Below are 22,617 nucleotides of genomic sequence, written 5' to 3'. Positions count from 1 at the left end.
ATTAATGAGTAAGACGAACAGGAATATTTTGCGAAGCAAGATACTGTTTCAGCGCGGGAACTGATAATTCGCCAAAGTGAAAAAGACTGGCCGCCAGCGCGGCATCAGCATGTCCCTGCGTAAATGCTTCATAAAAATGCGCCATGTTCCCCGCTCCGCCCGAAGCGATAACCGGCACATTTACGGCTTTGGAAACCTGCCGTGTAAGCTCAAGCGCGAAGCCTGATTTTGTGCCGTCGTGATTCATCGACGTAAGTAAGATTTCGCCGGCTCCGCGGTTTACCGCTTCGCGGATCCAATGCAGCGCCTCTGTGTTTGTTGGCACGCGGCCACCACCCAGATACACACGGGCAATACCGTCGGTTTCGGCTTTGGCATCAACCGCAAGCACCACGCACTGACTGCCAAAACGCTTTGCCAGCTCGTCGATAAGTGCCGGATTGCGAAATGCAGCCGAGTTTACAGAAACTTTATCGGCACCATTATCAAGCAGCGCGGCTACATCATCGGCTGTGGTAATGCCGCCGCCTACTGTAAACGGAATATTGATGCGCGAGGCCACACGACGCACAAAACCGGCTACGGTCTTTCGCTTTTCGTGTGTAGCTGTAATATCGAGCAATACGAGCTCATCCGCACCTTCATGTGAATAACGCTCGGCCAGTTCCACTGCATCACCCGCATCGCGAAGTCCTTCAAAGTTTACACCTTTCACCGTGCGGCCGTCTTTTATATCCAGACAGGGAATTATTCGTTTCGTAAGCATATCAATCAGCTATTGGATCCGTTACTGTTCCAGCGTTGCAGATCATTCAGTGTAATCCGGCCTTCGTAAATGGCTTTCCCGGTAATTGCGGCCACGCAACCGCATTCCTGCAGCAAGCTAAGATCGTTTACACTGGCTACGCCACCGCTGGCGGTTAACTGAAGGCCGGGACATTCTTCCAGCAGCATACGGTATAAATCAACGGAAGGGCCCTGAAGAAGCCCGTCGCGGGCAATATCGGTACAGAAAAAAGAAGCGGCTCCCAGCTGCAAATATTGCTGAATAAACGGTACTATTTCAACCTGTGTTTGTTCCAGCCAGCCGCTCACGGCCAGTTGTGTGCCGCGCACATCGGCACCAATAAAAAAGCGCGATGCCCCAAACTCCTGAAACCACTGAAGCATAGTTTCAGGTGATTTCACGGCTATACTGCCCACAGCAACCCATTGCGCGCCGGCATCAAGCACCTGCTGCACATCAGTTGCCGATTTCACACCACCGCCAAAATCAATTTGCAGCGCTGTATGCGAGGCAATCCGTTCGAGCACCGGCAAATTGATTACCCGCCCGGCTTTTGCTCCGTCAAGATCTACCAGATGAAGCCGTGTAACACCAGCCGCTTCAAATGCTTTTGCCATTTCAAGCGGATCTTCTGCATAGTGTGTCTGGCGGTTGTAATCGCCCTGTTCAAGGCGTACACACGCCCCGTTTATTAAGTCGATGGCGGGAATAATCTGCATCAGCGTTGTAGAAAATTTTGAAGGATACGTTCACCGGCTTCACCGCTTTTTTCGGGGTGAAACTGCACGGCGTAAAAATTATCGCGGCAAAGTGCGGCACTGAAAGGCATATTGTAATTTGCTTCTGCAGCAGTATCGGTGCAAAGTGCGGCGTAAAAACTATGTACAAAATAAACTGCGGCCTTTTCAGGAAGACCTTCAAACAAGGGGCCACGCATTACATCAAGCGTATTCCAGCCCATGTGCGGAACTTTCTGAAAAGCATCTGCCGGTTGCGGAACAAAGCGTTTCACATCCACATCAAACACGCCTAGTGCAGCCGTATCACCTTCTTCGGAATGCCGGCAAAGCAGCTGCATGCCCAGACAAATGCCAAGCACCGGCTGCTTTAGTTGCGGAATAAGTGTATTAAGCTGTTGTTTATGCAATACCTGCATTGCGGTTGATGCTTCACCTACACCGGGAAAAATCACCTTATCGGCGGAGGCAATTTCGGCAGCATCATTACTGAGTGTGGCATTTACACCCAAACGTTCAAGCGCAAACAATACAGACTGCACATTGCCGGCGCGATAGTCGATGAGAACAATTTTCACAGTTGAAAAGATTGACGAAGAGCAACCGCTTGCCTGAGTTGTGAAAAAAGCAAAGCGGCCTCTTCAAAGTTAAGTGTTTGCGCGCCATCTGATGCTGCTTTTTCAGGCTGGGGATGAATTTCAAGCAGCAACCCGTCGGCACCTGCCATTACGGCAGCCAGCGCCATTTGCGGAATGTGCCGGCGAATACCGATACCGTGCGAAGGGTCAACCACCACAGGCAGATGTGTACGCGATTTGAGCACAGGTACAATATTCAGATCGAGTGTATTGCGATAGGCTTTTTCATAGCTGCGGATTCCGCGTTCACAGAGTATGATGGATTCATTGCCGTTGGAAAAAATATACTCTGCTGCCGATAATAATTCTTCAGCCGTGCCGGAAATTCCACGCTTCAGCAATACCGGTTTCCCGCATTGTCCAAGCGCATCAAGCAGCGTAAAATTCTGCGCGTTTCGCGCACCTACCTGAAAAATATCCACATAAGGCTGCATCTGCTCAATCTGATCCGACTGCATTACTTCACTCACAATTTTTATCCCGGCCTCATGGCAAAGCGATGAAAACAATTTCAACCCTTCAATCCCCAATCCGCGAAACGCATACGGCGAACTTCTCGGCTTAAACACACCGCCACGCATTACACGCACGCCTTGCTGCGAAAGGAACTGAACGGTTGCCGCAATCTGTGCTTCCGATTCAATGGAACAAGGCCCTGCCATAAGTGTGAATTCACCTGTTCCGATGTGTAATGCATCCCCCATATCAATCACCGTATCTTTCACCCGCCACTCACGCGAAACAAGCTGATTGGCATCTGTTACCCGATGCACATCGCGCACACCGGGCAAACAGCCAATGCGACGTAAATCAACCGGCTTGCTCCCGATACAAACCAGATAACGCTGCGAAGCCGTAACCACTTCCCGCAGTGAAAATCCCGAAAGACTCACTTCGTTTTTCACCTGCATTTCCTGTGCAGATGTGATGTTATTTTTCAATTGAACTATCATTGAAACTACCTGTTAATTGTTTAACAAATGCGTGAATAGTGGTTTGTATATCATCGCCTTTTCCAAGTGCACGCAAAAAAGCGCTTCCGGTAATGGCTCCGTTAGTGACTTCGCAAACTGCTGTAAACATCTGATGATTGTGTATGCCAAAGCCTGCAAGAACAGGAAGATTACCGGCGAGTTGCTTAACTCTTTTCAGGTATTCGGTGCGTGAAGCCGGCCATGTATTTTTCGACCCGGTTACACCAGCTTCTGCCACGGCATACAAAAAACCGCCGCTCAGTGATGCAATGTAACTGATGCGCGCATCAGGTGTGGAAGGTGTAACCAGAAAAACAGCATGAAGATCATATCGGGCAAACAAATGACGATAGGAGGCTTCGTATTCTTCAGGAGGAAGATCGGGAAGGATAATTCCGGAAACACCTGCTGACGAAGCACACTGCAAAAATTTTTCCATGCCAAAACTCAGCACCGGATTAATGTAGCCCATTAATACAATTGGCGTAAGCACGCTGACTTTCAATTGTTGCAGCTGTTCAAACATAAGTTGCATGTGCATACCGTTTCGCAAAGCAATTGCGCTGGTTTGCTGTATCACGTCACCATCAGCTACCGGATCAGAAAAAGGCATACCCACTTCAATCAGATCAGCTCCGGCCTCCTGCAAGGCAGGCAATACGGTGGCAAGACTGTTCAGATCAGGGTAACCGGCAGTGGCATACACGGCAAGCAAATTATGCGGCGTGAGCAGAAATAATTGGTCCAGTTTATTCATTGGGCAGTTGTGAGAGGTATGCAGATAAATCTTTATCACCGCGCCCTGAAAGATTAAGCACCACCAGTGCGCCCGGCTCAAGCGGAAGTCTGTGGAGAACAGCCAATGCGTGCGCCGTTTCCAGTGCAGGAATAATACCTTCAGTTTGCATCAGTAATTGTGCAGCAGAAATGGCTTCCTGATCGGTGGCCGAAAGAAAAACGGCACGGTTGTTTACACACAGTGAAGCATGCAAGGGGCCGATACCCGGATAATCAAGTCCGGCAGAAACAGAATGTGGCTCGGTAATTTGTCCGAATTCATCCTGCATGAGCAATGTATAACTACCGTGTATCACTCCCGGGCGCCCCAGCACGGTTGTAGCGGCCGAACGGCCTGAGTGTATGCCTTCGCCGGCTGCTTCTACGGCAAAAAGTTTTACAGATAACTCATCCAGAAAATGATAAAATGCTCCGGCCGCATTACTTCCGCCCCCCACACAAGCCACTACTGCATCAGGCAAAGGATTACCGGTGCGGGTTTCGAGCTGTGCACGGATTTCCTTACTGATTACGGCTTGCAAACGCGCCACCAGATCGGGATACGGGTGCGGCCCAACTACCGAGCCAATGATGTAATGTGTATCTGCAGCATTGGCAATCCAATCGCGGATGGCTTCATTGGTTGCATCTTTGAGTGTGGCTGAACCGCTGTGTACCGGAATCACTTTTGCCCCAAGCAACTTCATCCGCCCAACATTGGGAGCCTGCCGTGCAATATCCGTTGCACCCATATACACCACACATTCCAAACCCGCAAGCGCACACACGGTAGCTGTGGCCACGCCATGCTGTCCGGCTCCGGTTTCGGCAATGATGCGTTTTTTTCCAAGTCGTTTCGCAAGAAGAATCTGCCCTACGGCATTGTTAATTTTATGTGCACCGGTATGGCAAAGATCTTCGCGTTTCAGAAACACACGATAACCCGTAACAGCCGAAAGTCGCCGGGCTTCATACAACGGAGTAGGGCGTCCCACATACTGTGAAAGCAATTCATCCAGTTCCCTGCAAAAGTCATTGTCAGTTAAGATAGCGAGATAGTTTTCACGCAGCTCTTCCACATTTGCACGCAGCAATTCAGGAATAAATGCGCCACCAAACTTTCCGTAGTAGCCTTTGGTATCAGGCTGTGCGAATGTTTGCATTGTGAAGCTGTTTGATGAATTTGGTAATGGCCGGACAGTCTTTCTGTCCGGGTGAAATTTCAAAGCGGCTATTAATATCTACCCCTGCCAGCATCGGATGTGCAAGAGAATGAATAGCATCCGCATCAGCAGGCCCGATACCGCCTGCAAGTATAAACGGGATATTTGCAGAGTAGTCCGAAAGCAATTCCCAGTTAAACTTCTCCCCGCTTCCACCCCGCTGTACCGAAGCTGTATCGAGTAACAACAGATGACAACACTTCGCATAGCGGGCTAATCCGGTAATATCATCTGCACACTTTACCTGAACAGCTTTAATAACCGTAATGTAAGACATGAACGAACGGCAATAGGCCTCAGGTTCATCACCATGAAACTGCACGGCATTTAACCCAAATAAAGCAATGGTTGCATCCACTTCTTCTTCGCTTGCATTCACAAACACGCCTGTCTTCTTTACATCAGGAAATAATTTACCCAACGTAGCGCAGAAGGAAGGATCAAGAGCAGGAAGCACATACCTTGACGACTGGGCGTAGAAATTAAAACCGATAAAATCAGCTCCGCTTTGGGCAACAGAAAGGATGTCTGCGCGATTGCGCAGTCCGCATACTTTAACTTTCATAACGTAAACCGGGTTTAGTTCAACACGTTTTCCAACTGCTGCTTGTGTGACAACTGGGTAATGAAACTGGCAGCTGCGCGAACCGGATCCGGCGACTTCATAAATTGTTCGCCGATCAGGAAACCGTCGAAACCAGCCTCACGCAAGTGATTTACCTGCCACGGTTCGGACAAACCGCTTTCCGAAATTTTCGGTAACGATGCTGGTAACTCCGGGAAAAGATCCAGCGAACGTTTTATATCCACACTGAAATCTTTCAGCGAACGGTTGTTTACCCCTACTACACTTATCCCATCCACAATACGGTCAAGCTCATCAGCCGAATGAATTTCAAGCAGCGTTTCCATGCCAAGTTGGGCAGCTGCAGCAGCAAGTTCCGATACCTGTACACGGTCGAGTGCGGCAGCAATAAGCAGTATTGCATCAGCCCCGATCGAGCGCGCTTCTATTACCTGATACGGATCAATAATAAAATCCTTACGAAGGACCGGACAGTAATTAAAACTCCTCACCACTTCAAGATCTTTTGAAGAGCCGCCGAAAAAACTTTCGTCGGTGAGCACACTCAGTGCAGCCGCACCGCTTTGCATATACCCCACACTCACCGTTGCCGCATCGGCATACTGATTAATCCATCCACGCGAAGGTGACCGTCTTTTGAATTCGGCAATGACACCCGAACTACCGCTACGACGAAGGTAATGTGTGAGTGAAACGCAAGGCGTGGAGAAATATAAACTCCGTTCGAGCAGCGCAACCGGATAAAGGGCTTTGCGCTCATTCACTTCGTCACGTTTTTTTTCAATGATGTTATGCAGTATGCTCATGCCTCTTTTCTTGAAAGTTGAATACTTCTGTTTAATTTTCTCAGCGCCTCGCCCGAACGCAACGCCCAACGTGCTTTTGATATCCCTTCTGAAAAGCTGCTCACCGCATTACCGCATACCAGCGCCACAGCAGCATTTGCCACAACCACATTTTCCTGTGCCGGTGTTCCCTTCCCGTTGAGAATATTCAAAAAACACTGTGCCGACTGATCGCGTGATGAACCTGCGGCAATATCCTCCGGCCGGTTGCGCTTCATTCCAAACTCTTCAGGCTCCAGCAACTGATCGCCCTGTGGAGAATAGAGATAAAAAGAGGCCGTCAGCGAAATTTCATCGTAGCCGTCGGATGAGTGAACGATGAAATAACGCTTATCCTGCTGCTGTGCGAGATAGTGACAAAGCCTTGCCTGTGCCTTGCTGTTTACACCCATTACCTGAGCGCCCGGACGGGCCGGATTGACAAGCGGGCCCAATAAATTAAAAAAAGTAGGGAAGCCCAGTTGCCGGCGAATTTCTCCTACACGTTGAAGAGCCGGATGAAAAAGCGGCGCATGCAAAAAACAAATTCCGTTTTGACCGAGCTGTTCGCTTAATGCATCTGTTTCATTCGTAAACCGGTAGCCCAGCATTTGCAGTACATCCGAAGAGCCGGACACCGACGAAATTCCGTAATTACCATGCTTTACAACTTTAACGCCCGCAGCAGCTGTAACAATGGCGGCAAGCGTAGAAATATTGAATGTATTTTTTCCGTCGCCGCCGGTGCCACACACGTCAATGGCATCCGAAGCATCCAAGTTAACAGTTAAAGCACTTTGAAGCAGTGCATTTCTGAAACCACGAAGTTCATCAGGAGTAATGCTGCGCATTTTATATACTGTCATCAGTGCAGCAAGCTGCGCATCCGTGCCATCACCATCCGCAATGGAAAGCATAAGCAGCTCGGCTTCTTTTTCGGTAAGCTGCCTGTCGGCAAACAACTCATTCAGAACATTTTTCATCGTGAAGGTGCATTTATAAAATTCCGAAGTATAACAGCGCCGTACTCAGTAAGAATCGATTCAGGATGAAACTGTACACCGGCAAGCTGGTATTGTTCATGTTCAAACGCCATAATTTGTCCTGATTCATCACGGGCAGTAATACGAAGTGATGGAGGCAGTGTTTGTTCATCCACAACCCATGAATGATAGCGGCCGGCAAGAAATGTGTGAGGCATATCACGGAAAAGGTAGCCTGCATTTTGCGCGGTGCTTACAGGGGTGGCCACCCCGTGAAATACTTTTCCCAGGTTGATTAGTTTACCGCCCAATGCTTCGGCAATAGCCTGATGGCCGAGGCAAACACCCAGCATATTTTTTTGTCCGGCATACCTTTTTATTAATGGCAGTAAAGCGCCAGCTTCTTCGGGAATGCCCGGACCGGGCGAGAGAATAATGTGTGAGTAGGCGTCAGCATCTTCCAGGGGCAACTTATCATTACGTACCACATCCACCGGTGCTTCGGTAAGTGTTTCCACCAGATGCACGAGATTGTAGGTAAATGAATCGTAATTATCAAAAACGAGAATGCGGTTCATACGATCAGTTGTTTAACGTGGAAGCCTGCACCATAGCCAGACGCAGCGCCTGCAATTTCCGGTTTATTTCGTCGAGTTCAGCGGCTGGCTGCGAAGCCTCAACAACACCTGCACCGGCACGGTATTCGAGTTGCTGGCGGTAGCTGAGAAAACTTCGGATAAGTATAGCTTGCCGGAATGTGACGTCGAAACCGGCCTGACCAATACATCCTCCATACCAGCTTCGGGGCGATGCTTCATACTTTGCAATAAGTTGCATAGCTTTTACTTTCGGAGCGCCGGTTAATGTGCCTGCAGGAAATGTATCGGCAAGCAATTGAAACGGATTCAGCTGAGGTGTCAATTCGCCGCTCACCTCCGATACCAGATGTTGTACATGTGAAAACTGCTGCACGTTGCGGAATACATCAACCTTTACATTTTTCAGACTCCGGCTGAGGTCATTGCGGGCAAGATCAACAAGCATTACATGTTCAGCAGTTTCTTTTGCATCGGCAAGGAGTTTTTCTTCAGCAGCTTTATCGGCAACCGCATCTCCCGTGCGCTTACATGTACCCGCAATCGGATGAACAACTGCGCGGTTATCCTTAATCATCAGCTGCGCCTCGGGCGATGAGCCAAAGAGTCGATAGTTGCCAAAATCAGCATAAAACAAAAAGGGCGACGGATTAATGGCCCGCAACGCACGATAGACATTGAACTCATCGCCCGAAAAGGCCTGCGAAAAACGCCGTGAAAGCACAAGTTGAAACACATCGCCGCGCTTACAATGCTCCTGTGCCTTTTCCACACATTCCAGATAACGGCTCTCGCTCATATCAGCCAACTCGCTGCCTTCGGTAGTAAAACGGAAACGCGGCACATCCTGCTGCTGTAAAAGCTGTTCTATTTCAGCGGCTCTGGAAGGCTCGTTTTTCTGACGGATTTCGATGAGCGAAAGTGTATGCTGCAAATGATCAAACACCAGTACAAAACGATAAGCGGCATAGCGAAGCTCCGGAATACTATCAGAACTGATGCACACATTTGCTTCATCGAACAGTGCTGCCGCCTCAAAACCTGCATATCCGTATAGTCCGGCAGCACCTGCCGGCACAGGCTGTGAGAACTCAGGCTCAGGAAAACTCATGCGGAACACATTCAGCAAATCCTGAACCGACCCGATCTTTTCCACATCCAGCACAACAGGTGCCTCACCATCCTGCTGATAATACACGCTTCCGTTCTGTATTTTAATTTCAGCCAAACGAGAGGCCGCAAGAAAGGAAAAATGACTTCCTCCGGAGGCTATACGTTCATTGCCTTCGAGCAGTAAAACGCCATTGCAACGATCGCGCATTTTTAGCAGTGCGCTTACCGGCGTACACATATCAGCCTGCATCGGCCACACAGTGATGAGTAAATTCTCATGCTGAGCGGCAAAAAAAGCAGTGGTTTGTTCGTCAGTTTTCGTCATTTTATTTTTAGAATTATTGACTGGTGCGATAGAGCAAAAAAAAAGAGACCCGCTGTGTGAGCGGGTCTCTTCAGGTATATGATTACCATCAGCAAACACAATGTCACACGTTGGAGTACTCCGACGTATGCCACCAATGTTTGTTGATTGAAAGATTCATTTTCATGCTGCAAATATTTGGGAACGATTTCGAGAAAAGCAAATTTATTCTCAAAAAAATTTCATTTCGCTTTATTTGCAAGGGTTACAGCATGCCTTTGGTGCTTGGCAATTTATTGTTCCGGGGGTCACGGCGCACGGCATCACGTATGCACTTGGCAAATGCTTTGAAAATAATTTCGATTTTATGATGCTCATTTTGCCCTTCCGCTTTGATGTTCAGGTTGCATCGTGCCGCATCACTAAAGGATTTGAAGAAGTGCATAAACATCTCTGCCGGGAAATCGCCAATCTTCTCGCGTTTGAATTCGGCGTCCCACACCAGCCAGGGTCTGCCACCAAAATCAACAGCTACCTGTGCCAGACAATCATCCATAGGCAGTATCCGTTCGGCGGCATAACGCTCAATGCCGCGTTTATCGCCCAGTGCTTTGTTCACGGCTTCGCCAAGTGCAATTGCAGTGTCTTCGATGGTGTGATGCTCGTCGATGTGCAAATCACCTTGTGCTTTGAGCGTGAGATCGATCATGCCGTGTCGCGCAAGCTGATCAAGCATGTGATCAAAAAAGCCTATGCCGGTGCTTATTGAAGAAATACCGGTTCCATCGAGACTGAGCGTAAGCTGAATATCGGTTTCAAGCGTTTTACGCGCGTGCGTCACTTTACGGTCAGGCATGCGCAGAAAATCGTAAATATCACGCCAGTGTGTGGCTGTGAGCGCAATATCCGGCTCATGCCCTTCGGGCGAATCGTAATTGCGGATGAATATTGCCTGTGCGCCAAGATTTTTTGCCAGCAAAACATCGGTAATGCGATCACCGATCACAAACGAATTTTCAAGATCAAATTCGCCGTTCAGGTAATCCACAAGCATTGCAGTACCCGGCTTTCGGCTAGGTTTTCCCTCGTGCGCAAAACTCACATCAATATGCACACTCCTGAACTGAATATCTTCGCCGGCAAGCGTTTTCATCATCAACTCATGTACCGGCCAGAATGTATGTTCAGGAAATGAAGCCGTGCCCAAGCCATCCTGATTGGTTACCATTACCAGTTCAAAATCAAGTTCACGCGCAATCTTTCCCAGCCACGTAAACACTCCGGGAAGAAATTCCAGTTTTTCAAAACTGTCAATCTGAAAATCAACAGGTGGTTCTTTAATCAGCGTACCATCACGGTCGATAAAGAGAATACGTTTTTTCTGGTTACTCATTTTCATGTAATGAATGATATGGATTCAGTGCTGGTTATTGTATATCCGGTGGTTTACTCCATTGCTTTCAACGCATCCATAAGTCGCATATTTTCCTCCGGTGTACCTACAGTGATTCGCAAACAACCTTCGCAACCCTGCTGCGACGAGCGGTCACGCACTACAATACCGGCATCTACCAGCAATTTGTACACGCGTTTGGGATCGTCCATTTTTACCAGAAGAAAATTAGCATCCGATGGATATACTTTTTGCACAAACGATAATCCTGCAATACGCTGTACAAGAATTTCACGCTCCTCCACCGTTTTTTTGATCTGGGTATTCACCAGCGTATAGTGCTCCAATGCTTCCAGGGCAAGTAGCTGTGTGGCTTCGCTTATATTATAAGGCGGTTTGATCTGGTTAAGCACTTCAATTATTTCCGGCGAAGCAAATGCCATACCTACACGCAAACCTGCAAGCCCCCATGCTTTAGAAAGTGTTTGCAACACAACCAGATTCGGATATTCAGTTAAATCAGGGATAAAACTGCGGTAACGGGCATAATTGATATAAGCTTCATCTACCACCACCAAACCATTGAAATTATTCAGCACAATTTCCACATCTTCTCTCTCGAGACAATTACCCGTGGGATTATTTGGCGAACAGAGGAAGATGAGTTTGGTGTGTTCATCTACAGCCTCCGAAATACGTTCGAGATCAAGCTGAAAATCGGGAAGCAGAGGAATGCTTCTTACTTCTACATCATTAATGTTTGCGCTCACTTCGTACATACCGTAGGTGGGCGGACAAACAATTACATTGTCTTTACCGGGATTGCAGCAGGCACGATAGAGCAGATCTATTGCCTCATCGCTACCGTTTCCGATAAACATGCAATCGGGCAATAATCCTTTGATGCTGCTGAGTTTTTGTTTCAGCTTCATCTGCATCGGATCGGGATAGCGGTTGTATGCCTCTTTTCCCGGCGATCCCCAGGCGTTTTCGTTGGCATCAAGCCATACAGATGCCTTGCCCTTAAACTCAGCCCGGGCTGAAGAGTAAGGCACCAGATTACGAATATTGCTGCGCAGCAGTTGCTGAAAATTGAAGTCGGACATAGTTTAAAGCAATGAAGATAAGTAGTTGAGCCTTACCGTAACGGCATTGCGGTGCGCCTGTAGCCCTTCGGCTTCGGCCAGCTGCTCTACGGCAGGGCCAATTTGCTGCAGGCCTTGCGGAGAAAGCTGCTGAAACGTTATTTTTTTCACGAAGCTGTCAACCGACACACCGCTCCATGCTGTGGCAAAGCCGTTGGTGGGCAGTGTATGGTTGGTGCCTGATGCATAATCGCCCACACTCTCCGGCGACCATGCGCCCACAAACACGGAGCCTGCATTCACAACCTCATTGCAAAGCTGTTCGGCATTACGGCAGGCAAGAATAAGGTGTTCGGGCGCATAGCTGTTGAGCAGCTGCATGGCCGTGCGCTCATCGGGCACAGCAACAAAACGGCTGTGCTGCAACGCGGCTTCGGCTAAACTTCGGCGCGGAAGTTGTGCCAGCTGTGTGGCAATTTCGCGCTGCACGTTTTCGAGTACGGTTACATCTGTACTCACCAGCAGCACCTGACTATCTGCACCGTGTTCGGCCTGGGCAAGTAAATCAGCCGCCACAAAAGATGCTGGCACCGTATCATCGGCCAGCACAGCCACTTCCGAAGGCCCGGCAGGCATGTCTATGGCAATACCGTTACGAGCAAGCAGGCGTTTGGCACAGGTTACATACTGATTGCCGGGGCCAAATATTTTGTATGTCTTCGCAATGCTTCCGGTGCCAAACGCCATAGCCGCAATGGCCTGCACGCCGCCAACTGCAAACACGTTGCTGATGCCGCAACACTGCGCCGCATACAACACCGCCGGATGTACGTTGCCGTTTTGCTGCGGTGGCGTGCAAAGTATCACTTCGCGGCACCCCGCCAGCTGCGCCGGAATACCCAGCATGAGCACCGTTGAAAACAAAGGCGCTGTGCCGCCGGGTATGTAAAGCCCCACACGCTCAATGGCTACGCTGCGCCTGCTGCACAACACGCCGGGCATGGTTTCTACCACAGGTTCGTTGCCAAGCTGTGCAGCGTGAAAGGTGCGGATATTTTGGGCGGCAAGACGAATGGCAGCCTTGAGATCATCGCCAAGCAAGCGGGCTGCTTCTTCAAACGCTTCGTCCGGTACGCGAAAATCAGTGCGTTTCACACCATCAAACTTTTCAGTGAAACGTGTTACAGCGGCATCACCTTCGGCGCGCACGGCATCAAGTATTCCCTGCACGGCTGGTTCAAGCTGCAGCGCATCGGTTTCAGGCCGGGCAAGAATTTCGGGCCACTGCGCGGGAGACGGATTAATGAGCAACTGCATTACAAGATCATTTTTTCGATGGGCACCACCAGAATTCCTTCTGCCCCGGCGGCTTTGAGGCGTTCGATACTATCCCAAAACTCATCTTCCTGTATCACCGAATGTACCGAACTCCAGCCTTTTTTGGCAAGCGGCAGAATGGTAGGACTTTTCATTCCGGGAATGAGTGAAATGATTTCGGGTAATTGTTCATCAGGCGCATTGAGCAAAATATACTTGTTGTGCCGGGCCTTGCGCACGGCATGCAAGCGAAACAGCAAACGTTCAAGAATCCGCTGTTGTGCCTCATTGAGATTTGCATTAGCCACCAGCACCGCTTCAGACTGAAGCACAGTTTCCACTTCCCGCAAGCCGTTGGTGAGAAGCGTGCTTCCCGAACTCACCAGATCGCAGATGGCATCAGCAAGGCCAATGCCCGGCGCAATTTCAACCGAGCCGCTTATTTCGTGAATCTCGGCTTTGATTTGTTGCTTTTTCAGAAAACGTTTCAGCAAATTGGGATACGAAGTGGCAATACGTTTTCCGTCGAGATCGTTTACCGATTTGTATTTTTCGTTGCGCGGAATAGCCAGCGATAAACGGCATTTCCCGAAACCAAGCCGTTCTATCAGTTTCACTTTACGGCCTTTTTCAAGCAGTACGTTCTCGCCCACTATACCAATATCAGCCACGCCATCTTCCACATACTGCGGAATATCATCATCGCGCAGAAAAAATACTTCGAGCGGAAAATTGTGCGCCTCGGCTTTTAGTTTTTGCTGACCATTGTTAAACTCAATGCCACATTCGCGCAAGAGGCGAATGGAGTCTTCATTGAGACGGCCTGATTTCTGAATGGCAATGCGAAGTTTTGCTGACATAAGTTCGATTGGATTGAAAATAAAAAAGCCCACCTTGCGGGTGGGCTTTAAATGAGATTCTCCTTCAGAACCATCAATGCACAGCCACCCGCGTTGCGGTTGCGTGATGATGATGGATGTGAACGAGTGCCTGCATGGTATGCGGATGCAAAATTAGGAGGTTGATTGTAATTTCCAAATTATACCGCTAAAATTAATTCCGGCTCCCGTCGGCATTGCGCATTACCCAGCGTATCGAAAGGCCTACATCAATGTAAAGATTCATACCATATTCGGTAAAATCTGCAAGCGGATGCAGATCAAGCGCAAAATTGAGCGGCAATACTTCGGTGGTGTATTCCACACCCAAAATGGCATCGGCTCCGAATGTAAGAAAACGGCCATTGTTGTAGTAAGGACTATTGTAGGAATAGTAATACGCGCTGTTCCACGAACTAACGTGCGCACCCAAACCGGCATACGCGCGTAAACGCTCAACCTTTAACTGCCGCGATCCTTCAATAAATCCGGTTGCCATAAAACCATACCAGCGTGTGGTGAGCAAACCTTCGAGAGCAAGTTTGTTGTTCAGATAGTGCTTCGCACTTAATCCGTTGTAAAAACCACCACGCACACCTATTGCAGTTTTATAGTCTTGTGCGTGGATAAGATTTACGCCTGTAAACAGGGTAAAAAAACAATATCAAAACTTTTGTTTTCATGTGTTTTTGTTTGATGCAAAAATAGGCATCAAACACCTGAAACATCAGTATCCAAGATACTATTAGTACTATACATACTTTACAAATAGTTATCACAAAAGAAAATCAACAACGGCTTTTCCAGACCCTTTCAATAAGAGATTCCGAATAAATCATTCCTAACAATGCATTCAACTCCCACCTCACTTATTGTCACAAATAACAATCAAGTCAAAGATCAAAGAGAGGATGCTTCTTGCCTCAAAATAGAATCAATCTGTTTTTTTCTTCCACCAAAGAACCGGTAATGACAGACGTAAACTTGCATGGTGAGGTGATATTCCATAATTACCTGAAGAATAACTAACTGATCGTGCTGGAAAAAATTCATAATTCACCTGACTTGAAGAAGAACGAGCATATTGATACTCCAAACCTATAAAAATCGTATAATTCACACCTAGCGTGATTGGATATTCTAAACCAAAAGACAAAACAGGTACACGACTTTCGTTACTATCGAATGTTTCCTCATAACAGAGCAATCCCTGCCCCGAAGGAAGCCCCATTACAAATGAATATACATTAGCTGTTGAATAATTGAATCTGCGACCAAATCCTGCCATTAAAAAAAGTTTACGTTGCGAATTCAGGGGAAAAGAATATCCAATTCGCAATTCGGGCTGCAAACCGTTTAGCCAAAATCTATTTTCGGAATTAACTTTAAAAGGCACCTCCGGTTGCAATGACGGATCAAATTCAACATTTACTCCATATTGAACAGCCGTAAACTGCCCGCTTAATCTTATAAAAAAAACATCTGCAAGATCAACCTGCAAATAAATGCCACCCTGTGCAATCAATGGTTGTGTGAGGCGTGGAGCAAAAATTCCATTCGCAGTTACAGGCTTCGTTTTAGATACCATGCCTCCTGCACCTGTTAAACCCAGAGCAAATGTTTGTCCGTTAAGAAAAGTTGACATTCCAGACAAAATCACTAACAAAAAGAAAGGAGAACACCACAATTTACTCATTTTACCACGTTAGATATCTGCGTGAAACTGTACCACCGGCCTCATAATATCCGGCAACATCCAGTCTTTTAATCTTAGCGATTCTGCCAAGTTTTGAATTTCCGGTTCTCCTTATTCGTTTTTTAGGCGCACAATAATTTTGTGTCCTAAGCACACGAGGGCAACCTACACTAAATTCCTCCTGAGTTCCGCAAGAGTCCGCTTGTCGAGCATAACCGCTCACTTCCACATCGCACATTGTTCTGAATTTTTTCCAGTCAGATGTGTTACTTTTTCTTTTAAAATTAACAATTTTAGCGCACGCTATCGACTGAGTTCCCCCTCTTTTGAATTTCAAATACCACTTATACATTTTATTAGGATCGGCTCCCCAAACAGTATCGCGGTTATTTCTTGCTTCAGATTTACATTCATCGGTAGAATTACCTGCAGCAGCAACCACCACCACATTCGGATCACTCACCGAAGCCGGATCCGTAGCCACACTCAATGCCAGATTACAATCACCATTGGTGATTCGGTAAATAGAACCATCTTCCCGGTAAATAAATATTTCCCCGTCAATCATAATCATCCCTTTATCGTTAAGCAACGCCTGTTCTACCGGATCATCCACATAATGATTATTAGGATCGGTAAGCGGGTCGAACGTGCCGGTGGCAAGCCACACCAATTCATCGGCACGAAGTTTTGTGCGAAGGGAATACAGCCCCTGACTGTTTTCAAAATCAATGAGTGTTTGTTCTTCCTCCCAGCCGGTGGCTTCTATCAGATCGTTCAAATCTTCGTCGTTCAGATTTGCATATTGAGCATCGAAATTGTCGTTCCAGGTTTCGTACTCCTCAAACAAACAATCGTAAGCATAGTCATAAGCCGCTTGGGAAGGAAACGAAAGCATGGTATTGCCACACACTGAACTTACTTCAATCTGACAATTGCTTTGTCTTGACAGATTGGCTTTGCTATTCTTTAGAGTTTGAGGTTCTTTACGACAGGAATGAATACCGATCAAAAACACGGCAAACAGCAGAAAAAATAATCGAATATTTTTCATGATTTTTGTTTTAAGACAATTTAGAATAACCAATGCGATTTAATCGAATAAAAACGTTTACAATTGAATAATTTAATTTTAAAAAGAAAATTAAAATTTACAAATACTGCACAAAAAAAATCGTCTCCCAAATGGAAGACGATTTATATACAGAAACGAAAATCAACCTACTCGCTTACCCTTCCAGTTCCAGCAAAGCCGCTTCCCACTCGTTCATCACATTATCCAGCCGCTTGCGTTTCGCCTCGTATTCGGCAAATGCAGCTTTATCGTTAATGAGTTTCTGATACTTTTCGGGATCAGCAAGCTGCTCGTCGAATACTTTTATTTCGGCTTCGAGTTTACCGATTTCTTCTTCAAGACGGGCTACGCGGGTTTTGATCTGGCGGAGTTCTTTTTCCTGCAGTTTCTTCTGCTCGCGCTGAGCGGCATTTTCGCCGGCTTCGGCCTTGGGTGTTTCGGCTTTGGGCGTTTGGCTTACAAAGGGATTGTCTTTCTTCTCAAGCGCTGCAAAGTTGTCGATCTTCCTGTCGCGCAGGAAGTCGTACACATCGCCGATGTATTCTTTTACACGGCCACTTCTGAACTCAAGCACCTTGCCGGTAAGTCCCTGAAGAAAATCGCGGTCGTGTGATACCACAATGAGCGTACCGTCGTAATTCATCAGCGCACCTTTAAGCACTTCTTTCGAGCGCATGTCAAGGTGGTTGGTAGGTTCGTCGAGCAGCAGCAGGTTGTAGGGCTGCAGCATCAAACGGCAAAGTGCAAGGCGTGTGCGTTCGCCGCCCGAAAGCACTTTTACTTTTTTGTCCACGGTATCGCCGCTGAACAGAAACGACCCGAGAATGCCGCGCACCTGCTTGCGTACATCGCCAAGCGCAATTTCGTCGATGGTATCAAACACGGTTTTGTCGCCGTCCAGCGTATCGGCATCATCCTGCGCAAAATAGCCGATGTTTACGTTGTGGCCTACGTTTACAAAACCATCGGTAGCGGCTTCTCCCATAATGAGGCGGCTGAAAGTGGACTTACCTTCGCCGTTACGCCCCACAAGTGCAATCCGATCGCCGCGTTCAATCATCACATCCACATCGGCGAAGATGGTTTTCTCGCCATACATTTTTTTTGCGCGCTGCGCCTCCACCACTACTTTGCCCGAACGGGGCGCAGGCGGAAAACGGAAACGCATAGAAAGGTTGTCTTCATCGTCAACCTCAATAATTTCAAGCTTGTCGAGCTTTTTAATGAGCGACTGCGCAAACGAAGCCTTGTTGGCTTTGGCACGATACTTATCAATAAGCTGCTCGGTTTTATCAATAAACTTCTGCTGGTTTTTGGCCGCAGCCATTTGCGTATCACGGCGTTCTTTGCGAAGTTCGAGGTAGCGCGAATAGTTGGCTTTGTAATCGAATGCCTTACCGAGCGAAATTTCGATGGTACGTGTAGTAATATTATCGAGAAACGCTTTATCGTGCGATACGAGCACAACCGCGCCGTAATAATCTTTCAGGAAATTTTCGAGCCATTGAATGGATTCGATATCAAGGTGGTTAGTGGGCTCGTCGAGCAGCAGCACATTCGGCTTTTGCAGCAGAATTTTTGCAAGCTCAATGCGCATACGCCAGCCGCCGCTGAACTCGTCGGTGAGGCGATTCATATCCTTGCGCTCGAAGCCGAGACCGAAAAGCGTTTGTTCAATCTGCGCATCCATCGACTCGCCGCCGAGCAGGTGCAGCCTTTCGTTGGCTTCGGTGAGTTCATGAATGAGGTTCATGTACGCATCGCTTTCGTAATCAGTGCGTGTAGCGAGTTCGTTGCCGATAAATTCCACACGCGCTTCAAGGTCGCGGAGTTCGCGGAAAGCAGTAGCGGTTTCGTCGAACACGGTTTTGCCCAGCGTGGCCACAAGATCCTGTGCCAGATAGCCGATGGTGCATTCGTTGGGGCGGGCCACTTCGCCTGTGGTGGGGCGCTGCTCGCCGGCAATGATGCGCAGCATGGTTGATTTTCCTGCACCGTTGCGGCCCGCCAGACCAATACGGTCGCGGGTGTTGATGAGGAAAGAGATATCGTCGTACAGCGTAGTGCCGCCGAAACTTACGGTGATGTTGTTTACTGAAATCATGGAACGGCCGCAAAGGTAGGGATTTTGAGGCGTTTACGGAAGATTGCGGCGATAAAAGCAAAAACGAAATGGCTGATGCAGTGGCTGCGCAAGAAGCAGAAATAAACAGTAAAGCCTATATTTGAAACAAATGCAGTACTTCGTATGCCCGACTATAAAGTTGCCGAACGGATAGCCCTGCTGAGTGTGCCTGAACGTAATGCCTTCAGACGCATACTCCGCGAAACGGGCAGTATTCAGCAACTCCGGCTTTATGATATTCTTATCCGCCAGCTTGAGTCGGGACAACCGGCAGACAAGAAAAAAGCATTTGCAAGGGTGTTTGAACAAGCCTGGACGAGAGATAAAGACTATCTCATCCGCAACCTTTTCCGGCTGCTTCATACCGAAATTGAAAATTTTCTGCTTGAACAGCAGCAGGACGAGTTTCTGTATATCCGCAAAAAAACATCCTTGCTCCGAAGGATGATGAAAGCCGGACAACATGCGGCGTTCAGGGCAGCGTTCGACGAACTGCTTGGCCGCATACAAGACGCGGGCGATGTGGAAGCCGAAGCTGAACTCCTGCATGTTTACAGTGAATACAACCTGATCCGATACGCCGGAAAGCCCGGAAAACTGGCTGATACCTCTGAAGCCATGTTTACCGAACTTGAGCTGATCCGCACACAGGCACGCCGCCGGAGTGAAGCACTGTATGCTCGTCACGCACTCGTAGCCTGGCATACACGCAAAAAAGGCATTGCGGTTCCTCACCTGCATAATGCGGGCAGCGAACACGGCAGCGATGAAGTGGTAAACTATTTCAGACTGTTTGTTCAAACACTTCAGGCCGAACCGGCTTTACAACCACAACTTGCCATCAAAACGCTGCTGCAGCTTGAGCAGGTAAACTCGCCCCTCATCAACCGAAGCACAGATGTACCCGACCTTTATTTTGTGATGGCATCTGCCACGCAAGCCACAGGCAACTTCGACGAAGCCCGGCTGTTGTTTGATCGTTTGCTGAAACTGCCGGAATTTACCGATTACTATGCGCAGCAAAATGTAATTGACGAGTACGGGCAATGCCTTTTCCTCCTCGAAGAATACAAGGAAGCTGCTCACATTCTCGGAAAACTGAATGATAATTTTCTCCCCTGCATATACGCCCTGCTGCTTTGCAATGAATCTGATCAAGCACAAAAGCGTATCAAAAATGCATCAGGCCAAACACCGGAAACGGCTCTTGCCCAACTCTGCATCAATCTGGTGCAGCAGGGAGCTCTCAATATTAGCGGCGAACTCAAAAAACTAAAGCAAAATCCCGCCGTAAAGAAAACTGCCGAGCCCGAAACCAAATTACTGCTTACACTGATTGAAAAACTAGCCACTGATGACAATGTTAACACAAGGTTAGAAATTACCGATGAATTATCCCAGGCGCTTTCCCAGCCTCATTTTTACAATCGTTTCCCGCTCTTCTGGCTGCGTAAGCACCTCAGTCAAAAAGCCCCCGCCACACTCAGGCGTTTATACTAACCGTTGCACCTATCTTCACATCATATTCTTAACTTTATCAGAAATACGCAATTGTGATCCGAAAACATCCTCTTTTTATATTTCTCATTGCCGCACTTGTAATTGCAGCCTGCTGGTACCTGCGCTCAATTTTGCTGTACGTAATTATTGCAGCAGTAATTGCTATGGTTGTAACTCCGCTCGATAAATACCTGGAACGGATCAAACTCAAAAACAAGAAAATTCCGCGTTCGCTCAGGGCTTTAATTCTGCTGTTCTCTGTGTATGCAGTAATCGGTGCGTTTGTGGCAATTTTTATTCCGTTAATTATTGATGAAGTAAAAATTATTTCCACAGTTGACAGCAACCAGTTGCAAAAAGCACTGCACGAACCACTCACCCAACTCGAAACGGCCTTTTCACAGGTGCAGCAGAATACTGGTGCTGAACAACAAACGCTTGAGCAGTATGTACAGCAACAGATTACCGCATTTCTGGGCCTTACCAAAGTGTCAACACTGGCTAACTCTGTTTTCTCTACGCTCGGAAGCCTTATTACCGGCTTCTTTGTGATTTCATTCCTCACGTTCTTTTTTCTGAAAGACGGCACCGCAATTTTCGATACGCTGATGCTGCTTGTGCCTAAAAAATACAAACAGCAGATGTATAACGTATTCGGCGATACGCGCATCCTGCTCACGAAATACTTTACCGGCGTGCTGCTCGACATTCTGTTTGTAGCCACTTTTGTAAGCATCGGTATGGCTTTGCTGGGTGTACGAAATGCTATTATTATCGGGTTGTTTGCCGGTGTAATGAATATTATTCCGTACGTAGGTCCATTAATCGGAGGTGCATTTGCAGTAATTATCGGCATTACCACCAATCTTAATCTCGATTTCTACACAGGCATGCTGCCGCTTGCGGGAAAAATTATGGCGGTGTTTGTAGCCATGAATCTTACCGACGGGTTTCTGGTGCAGCCCTACATATTCTCCAATTCGGTAAAAGCGCATCCGATAGAAATTTTCATCGTAATTCTTATTGCAGGCACATTAGCGGGTATTGGCGGTATGGTGGTAGCGGTTCCGGCATACACGGTTCTTCGAATTATTGCGAAAGAATTCTTCAGCGGCTATCAGTTCGTGCAGCGCCTTACCGACGATCTTGAAGAAATAACCAACCCGGAAGCCGAACCCGGTAACCATGAAAAGGAATAACATCTGCACCGAATAAAAATCAACAACCATACACACTGGTTATGATACACACTGATACACTCAGCTTTCTTAAAAAGCTCAATAAAAACAACAACCGCGAGTGGTTTGAAAAAAACAAAGCCCACTATACCACCGCTAAAGACAATGTAGAAGCCAATGTGGCCGAAATTATTGCCGGCATCCGCACATTCGATAAACGAATTGGCGATGATCTTGAAGCCCGCAAAGCCATGTTTCGCATTTACCGCGATGTGCGCTTTTCGGCAAACAAAGCACCGTACAAAAATAATCTCGGCGCAAGCATCAATCCTGGCGGACGAATGGCGCCAACGCCCGGCTACTACATACACATTCAGCCCGACGGAAACAGCTTTGTAGCCGGTGGCATGTGGATGCCCGAAGCGCCGCAGCTTGCAAAAATCCGTCAGGAAATTGACTATAACCTCGACGAATTTAAAGCACTGCTGAAAGACAAAAACTTTAAAAAATTCTACGCCGGCTTAGACAACGACGAAGGCTACACACTCAGCCGTCCGCCCAAAGGCTACACACCCGATAATCCGGCTGTGGAGTTTTTGAAATACAAAAGCTTCACCCTCTCACACCTCTTCAGCGATGAAGAAGTGATGCATAAAAACTTCACCAAAAACGCCATTGCTGCCTGCAAAGCCATGCACCCGTTCCTGAGTTTTCTGCAACGGGCTATTGACTAATTACAAAAGAAAAGGGCGGAATCACATCCGCCCTTTTTGCTGCCGTTCTGCGTTCCCAAAATGTAGTTTCCTTTCGCTTCCGGGCAGTCGGTAT

Annotated in this window: 22 protein-coding genes; 3 read left to right on the top strand and 19 right to left on the bottom strand. The window is 47.7% G+C overall.

Annotated features, from left to right (window positions below; all coding sequences use genetic code 11):
• Position 1: 1 nt before the first annotated feature.
• From hisF to IM638_16360, 19 genes are all read right to left on the bottom strand, one after another.
• Positions 2-766 carry an imidazole glycerol phosphate synthase subunit HisF gene (hisF, locus tag IM638_16450; protein ID MCA6364626.1) on the bottom strand — a complete coding sequence of 255 codons (765 nt, stop codon included), beginning with the start codon at positions 764-766 and terminating at the stop codon, positions 2-4.
• A 5-nt stretch (positions 767-771) separates the two neighbouring features.
• Positions 772-1,509 carry a 1-(5-phosphoribosyl)-5-[(5-phosphoribosylamino)methylideneamino]imidazole-4-carboxamide isomerase gene (hisA, locus tag IM638_16445; GenBank protein ID MCA6364625.1) on the bottom strand — a complete coding sequence of 246 codons (738 nt, stop codon included), beginning with the start codon at positions 1,507-1,509 and terminating at the stop codon, positions 772-774.
• Positions 1,506-2,102, bottom strand: a complete 597-nt coding sequence (gene hisH, locus IM638_16440; GenBank protein MCA6364624.1) for an imidazole glycerol phosphate synthase subunit HisH — start codon at positions 2,100-2,102, stop codon at positions 1,506-1,508. The genes hisA and hisH overlap by 4 nt, the downstream gene beginning before the upstream one ends.
• Positions 2,099-3,115 carry a 3-deoxy-7-phosphoheptulonate synthase gene (gene aroF, locus IM638_16435; protein MCA6364623.1) on the bottom strand — a complete coding sequence of 339 codons (1,017 nt, stop codon included), beginning with the start codon at positions 3,113-3,115 and terminating at the stop codon, positions 2,099-2,101. The genes hisH and aroF overlap by 4 nt, the downstream gene beginning before the upstream one ends.
• Positions 3,093-3,893 carry a tryptophan synthase subunit alpha gene (locus IM638_16430; GenBank protein MCA6364622.1) on the bottom strand — a complete coding sequence of 267 codons (801 nt, stop codon included), beginning with the start codon at positions 3,891-3,893 and terminating at the stop codon, positions 3,093-3,095. The genes aroF and IM638_16430 overlap by 23 nt, the downstream gene beginning before the upstream one ends.
• Positions 3,886-5,076, bottom strand: a complete 1,191-nt coding sequence (trpB, locus tag IM638_16425) for a tryptophan synthase subunit beta (protein MCA6364621.1) — start codon at positions 5,074-5,076, stop codon at positions 3,886-3,888. Before trpB ends, IM638_16430 begins: the two co-directional genes overlap by 8 nt.
• Positions 5,054-5,701, bottom strand: a complete 648-nt coding sequence (locus tag IM638_16420; GenBank protein ID MCA6364620.1) for a phosphoribosylanthranilate isomerase — start codon at positions 5,699-5,701, stop codon at positions 5,054-5,056. Before IM638_16420 ends, trpB begins: the two co-directional genes overlap by 23 nt.
• Positions 5,702-5,715: 14 nt before the next feature.
• Positions 5,716-6,528, bottom strand: a complete 813-nt coding sequence (gene trpC, locus IM638_16415; protein MCA6364619.1) for an indole-3-glycerol phosphate synthase TrpC — start codon at positions 6,526-6,528, stop codon at positions 5,716-5,718.
• Positions 6,525-7,529, bottom strand: a complete 1,005-nt coding sequence (gene trpD, locus IM638_16410; GenBank protein ID MCA6364618.1) for an anthranilate phosphoribosyltransferase — start codon at positions 7,527-7,529, stop codon at positions 6,525-6,527. Before trpD ends, trpC begins: the two co-directional genes overlap by 4 nt.
• Complete coding sequence (locus IM638_16405) at positions 7,526-8,107, bottom strand: aminodeoxychorismate/anthranilate synthase component II (GenBank protein MCA6364617.1); 582 nt, start codon at positions 8,105-8,107, stop codon at positions 7,526-7,528. The genes trpD and IM638_16405 overlap by 4 nt, the downstream gene beginning before the upstream one ends.
• Positions 8,108-8,111: 4 nt before the next feature.
• Positions 8,112-9,488, bottom strand: a complete 1,377-nt coding sequence (locus IM638_16400) for an anthranilate synthase component I family protein (GenBank protein MCA6364616.1) — start codon at positions 9,486-9,488, stop codon at positions 8,112-8,114.
• A gap of 319 nt (positions 9,489-9,807) precedes the next feature.
• The gene (hisB, locus tag IM638_16395; GenBank protein MCA6364615.1) at positions 9,808-10,941 is read right to left on the bottom strand and encodes a bifunctional histidinol-phosphatase/imidazoleglycerol-phosphate dehydratase HisB; all 1,134 of its coding nucleotides are present in this window, start codon (positions 10,939-10,941) and stop codon (positions 9,808-9,810) included.
• Positions 10,942-10,988: 47 nt separating this feature from the next.
• Positions 10,989-12,041, bottom strand: a complete 1,053-nt coding sequence (gene hisC, locus IM638_16390; GenBank protein MCA6364614.1) for a histidinol-phosphate transaminase — start codon at positions 12,039-12,041, stop codon at positions 10,989-10,991.
• 3 nt (positions 12,042-12,044) lie between these two features.
• Positions 12,045-13,337 (bottom strand): histidinol dehydrogenase, encoded by a 1,293-nt coding sequence (gene hisD, locus IM638_16385; protein MCA6364613.1) that lies wholly within the window; start codon positions 13,335-13,337, stop codon positions 12,045-12,047.
• On the bottom strand, positions 13,337-14,197 hold the full coding sequence (locus IM638_16380; protein ID MCA6364612.1) for an ATP phosphoribosyltransferase: 861 nt from the start codon (positions 14,195-14,197) through the stop codon (positions 13,337-13,339). The genes hisD and IM638_16380 overlap by 1 nt, the downstream gene beginning before the upstream one ends.
• A gap of 193 nt (positions 14,198-14,390) precedes the next feature.
• Positions 14,391-14,810 (bottom strand): hypothetical protein, encoded by a 420-nt coding sequence (locus IM638_16375; GenBank protein MCA6364611.1) that lies wholly within the window; start codon positions 14,808-14,810, stop codon positions 14,391-14,393.
• 339 nt (positions 14,811-15,149) lie between these two features.
• Positions 15,150-15,911, bottom strand: a complete 762-nt coding sequence (locus IM638_16370; protein MCA6364610.1) for a hypothetical protein — start codon at positions 15,909-15,911, stop codon at positions 15,150-15,152.
• A gap of 1 nt (position 15,912) precedes the next feature.
• A complete protein-coding gene (locus tag IM638_16365; protein ID MCA6364609.1) occupies positions 15,913-16,965 on the bottom strand; it encodes a hypothetical protein in 1,053 nt (350 codons plus the stop codon).
• 175 nt (positions 16,966-17,140) lie between these two features.
• Complete coding sequence (locus tag IM638_16360) at positions 17,141-19,090, bottom strand: ABC-F family ATP-binding cassette domain-containing protein (protein MCA6364608.1); 1,950 nt, start codon at positions 19,088-19,090, stop codon at positions 17,141-17,143.
• 144 nt (positions 19,091-19,234) lie between these two features.
• Between IM638_16360 and IM638_16355 the strand changes: the two genes are divergently transcribed.
• From IM638_16355 to IM638_16345, 3 genes are read left to right on the top strand one after another with little or no spacing between them, the layout of a single operon-like run.
• On the top strand, positions 19,235-20,611 hold the full coding sequence (locus tag IM638_16355) for a hypothetical protein (protein ID MCA6364607.1): 1,377 nt from the start codon (positions 19,235-19,237) through the stop codon (positions 20,609-20,611).
• Positions 20,612-20,664: 53 nt separating this feature from the next.
• On the top strand, positions 20,665-21,810 hold the full coding sequence (locus tag IM638_16350; protein MCA6364606.1) for an AI-2E family transporter: 1,146 nt from the start codon (positions 20,665-20,667) through the stop codon (positions 21,808-21,810).
• A gap of 41 nt (positions 21,811-21,851) precedes the next feature.
• Positions 21,852-22,523: a DUF2461 domain-containing protein gene (locus IM638_16345; protein MCA6364605.1), complete on the top strand. Its 672-nt coding sequence runs from the start codon at positions 21,852-21,854 to the stop codon at positions 22,521-22,523.
• The last annotated feature ends 94 nt before the right edge of the window (positions 22,524-22,617 follow it).

It is taken from the genome of Bacteroidota bacterium (genome assembly GCA_020402865.1).
GTDB lineage: Bacteria > Bacteroidota > Bacteroidia > Palsa-965 > Palsa-965.
Note: the sequence above shows the minus strand (reverse complement) of the source record. Positions and strands in the feature narration are given on the sequence as shown.

Coding starts and splice junctions, on each gene's coding strand:
- trpB (MCA6364621.1), bottom strand. CDS start 5,076: ATGCAAACATTCGCACAGCCTGATACCAAAGGCTACTACGGAAAGTTT.
- IM638_16355 (MCA6364607.1), top strand. CDS start 19,235: ATGCCCGACTATAAAGTTGCCGAACGGATAGCCCTGCTGAGTGTGCCT.
- IM638_16420 (MCA6364620.1), bottom strand. CDS start 5,701: ATGAAAGTTAAAGTATGCGGACTGCGCAATCGCGCAGACATCCTTTCT.
- trpC (MCA6364619.1), bottom strand. CDS start 6,528: ATGAGCATACTGCATAACATCATTGAAAAAAAACGTGACGAAGTGAAT.
- trpD (MCA6364618.1), bottom strand. CDS start 7,529: ATGAAAAATGTTCTGAATGAGTTGTTTGCCGACAGGCAGCTTACCGAA.
- IM638_16365 (MCA6364609.1), bottom strand. CDS start 16,965: ATGAAAAATATTCGATTATTTTTTCTGCTGTTTGCCGTGTTTTTGATC.
- IM638_16380 (MCA6364612.1), bottom strand. CDS start 14,197: ATGTCAGCAAAACTTCGCATTGCCATTCAGAAATCAGGCCGTCTCAAT.
- IM638_16360 (MCA6364608.1), bottom strand. CDS start 19,090: ATGATTTCAGTAAACAACATCACCGTAAGTTTCGGCGGCACTACGCTG.
- hisF (MCA6364626.1), bottom strand. CDS start 766: ATGCTTACGAAACGAATAATTCCCTGTCTGGATATAAAAGACGGCCGC.
- IM638_16430 (MCA6364622.1), bottom strand. CDS start 3,893: ATGAATAAACTGGACCAATTATTTCTGCTCACGCCGCATAATTTGCTT.
- hisB (MCA6364615.1), bottom strand. CDS start 10,941: ATGAAAATGAGTAACCAGAAAAAACGTATTCTCTTTATCGACCGTGAT.
- IM638_16345 (MCA6364605.1), top strand. CDS start 21,852: ATGATACACACTGATACACTCAGCTTTCTTAAAAAGCTCAATAAAAAC.
- IM638_16400 (MCA6364616.1), bottom strand. CDS start 9,488: ATGCAGGCTGATATGTGTACGCCGGTAAGCGCACTGCTAAAAATGCGC.
- aroF (MCA6364623.1), bottom strand. CDS start 3,115: ATGATAGTTCAATTGAAAAATAACATCACATCTGCACAGGAAATGCAG.
- IM638_16405 (MCA6364617.1), bottom strand. CDS start 8,107: ATGAACCGCATTCTCGTTTTTGATAATTACGATTCATTTACCTACAAT.
- hisD (MCA6364613.1), bottom strand. CDS start 13,337: ATGCAGTTGCTCATTAATCCGTCTCCCGCGCAGTGGCCCGAAATTCTT.
- hisC (MCA6364614.1), bottom strand. CDS start 12,041: ATGTCCGACTTCAATTTTCAGCAACTGCTGCGCAGCAATATTCGTAAT.
- IM638_16370 (MCA6364610.1), bottom strand. CDS start 15,911: ATGAGTAAATTGTGGTGTTCTCCTTTCTTTTTGTTAGTGATTTTGTCT.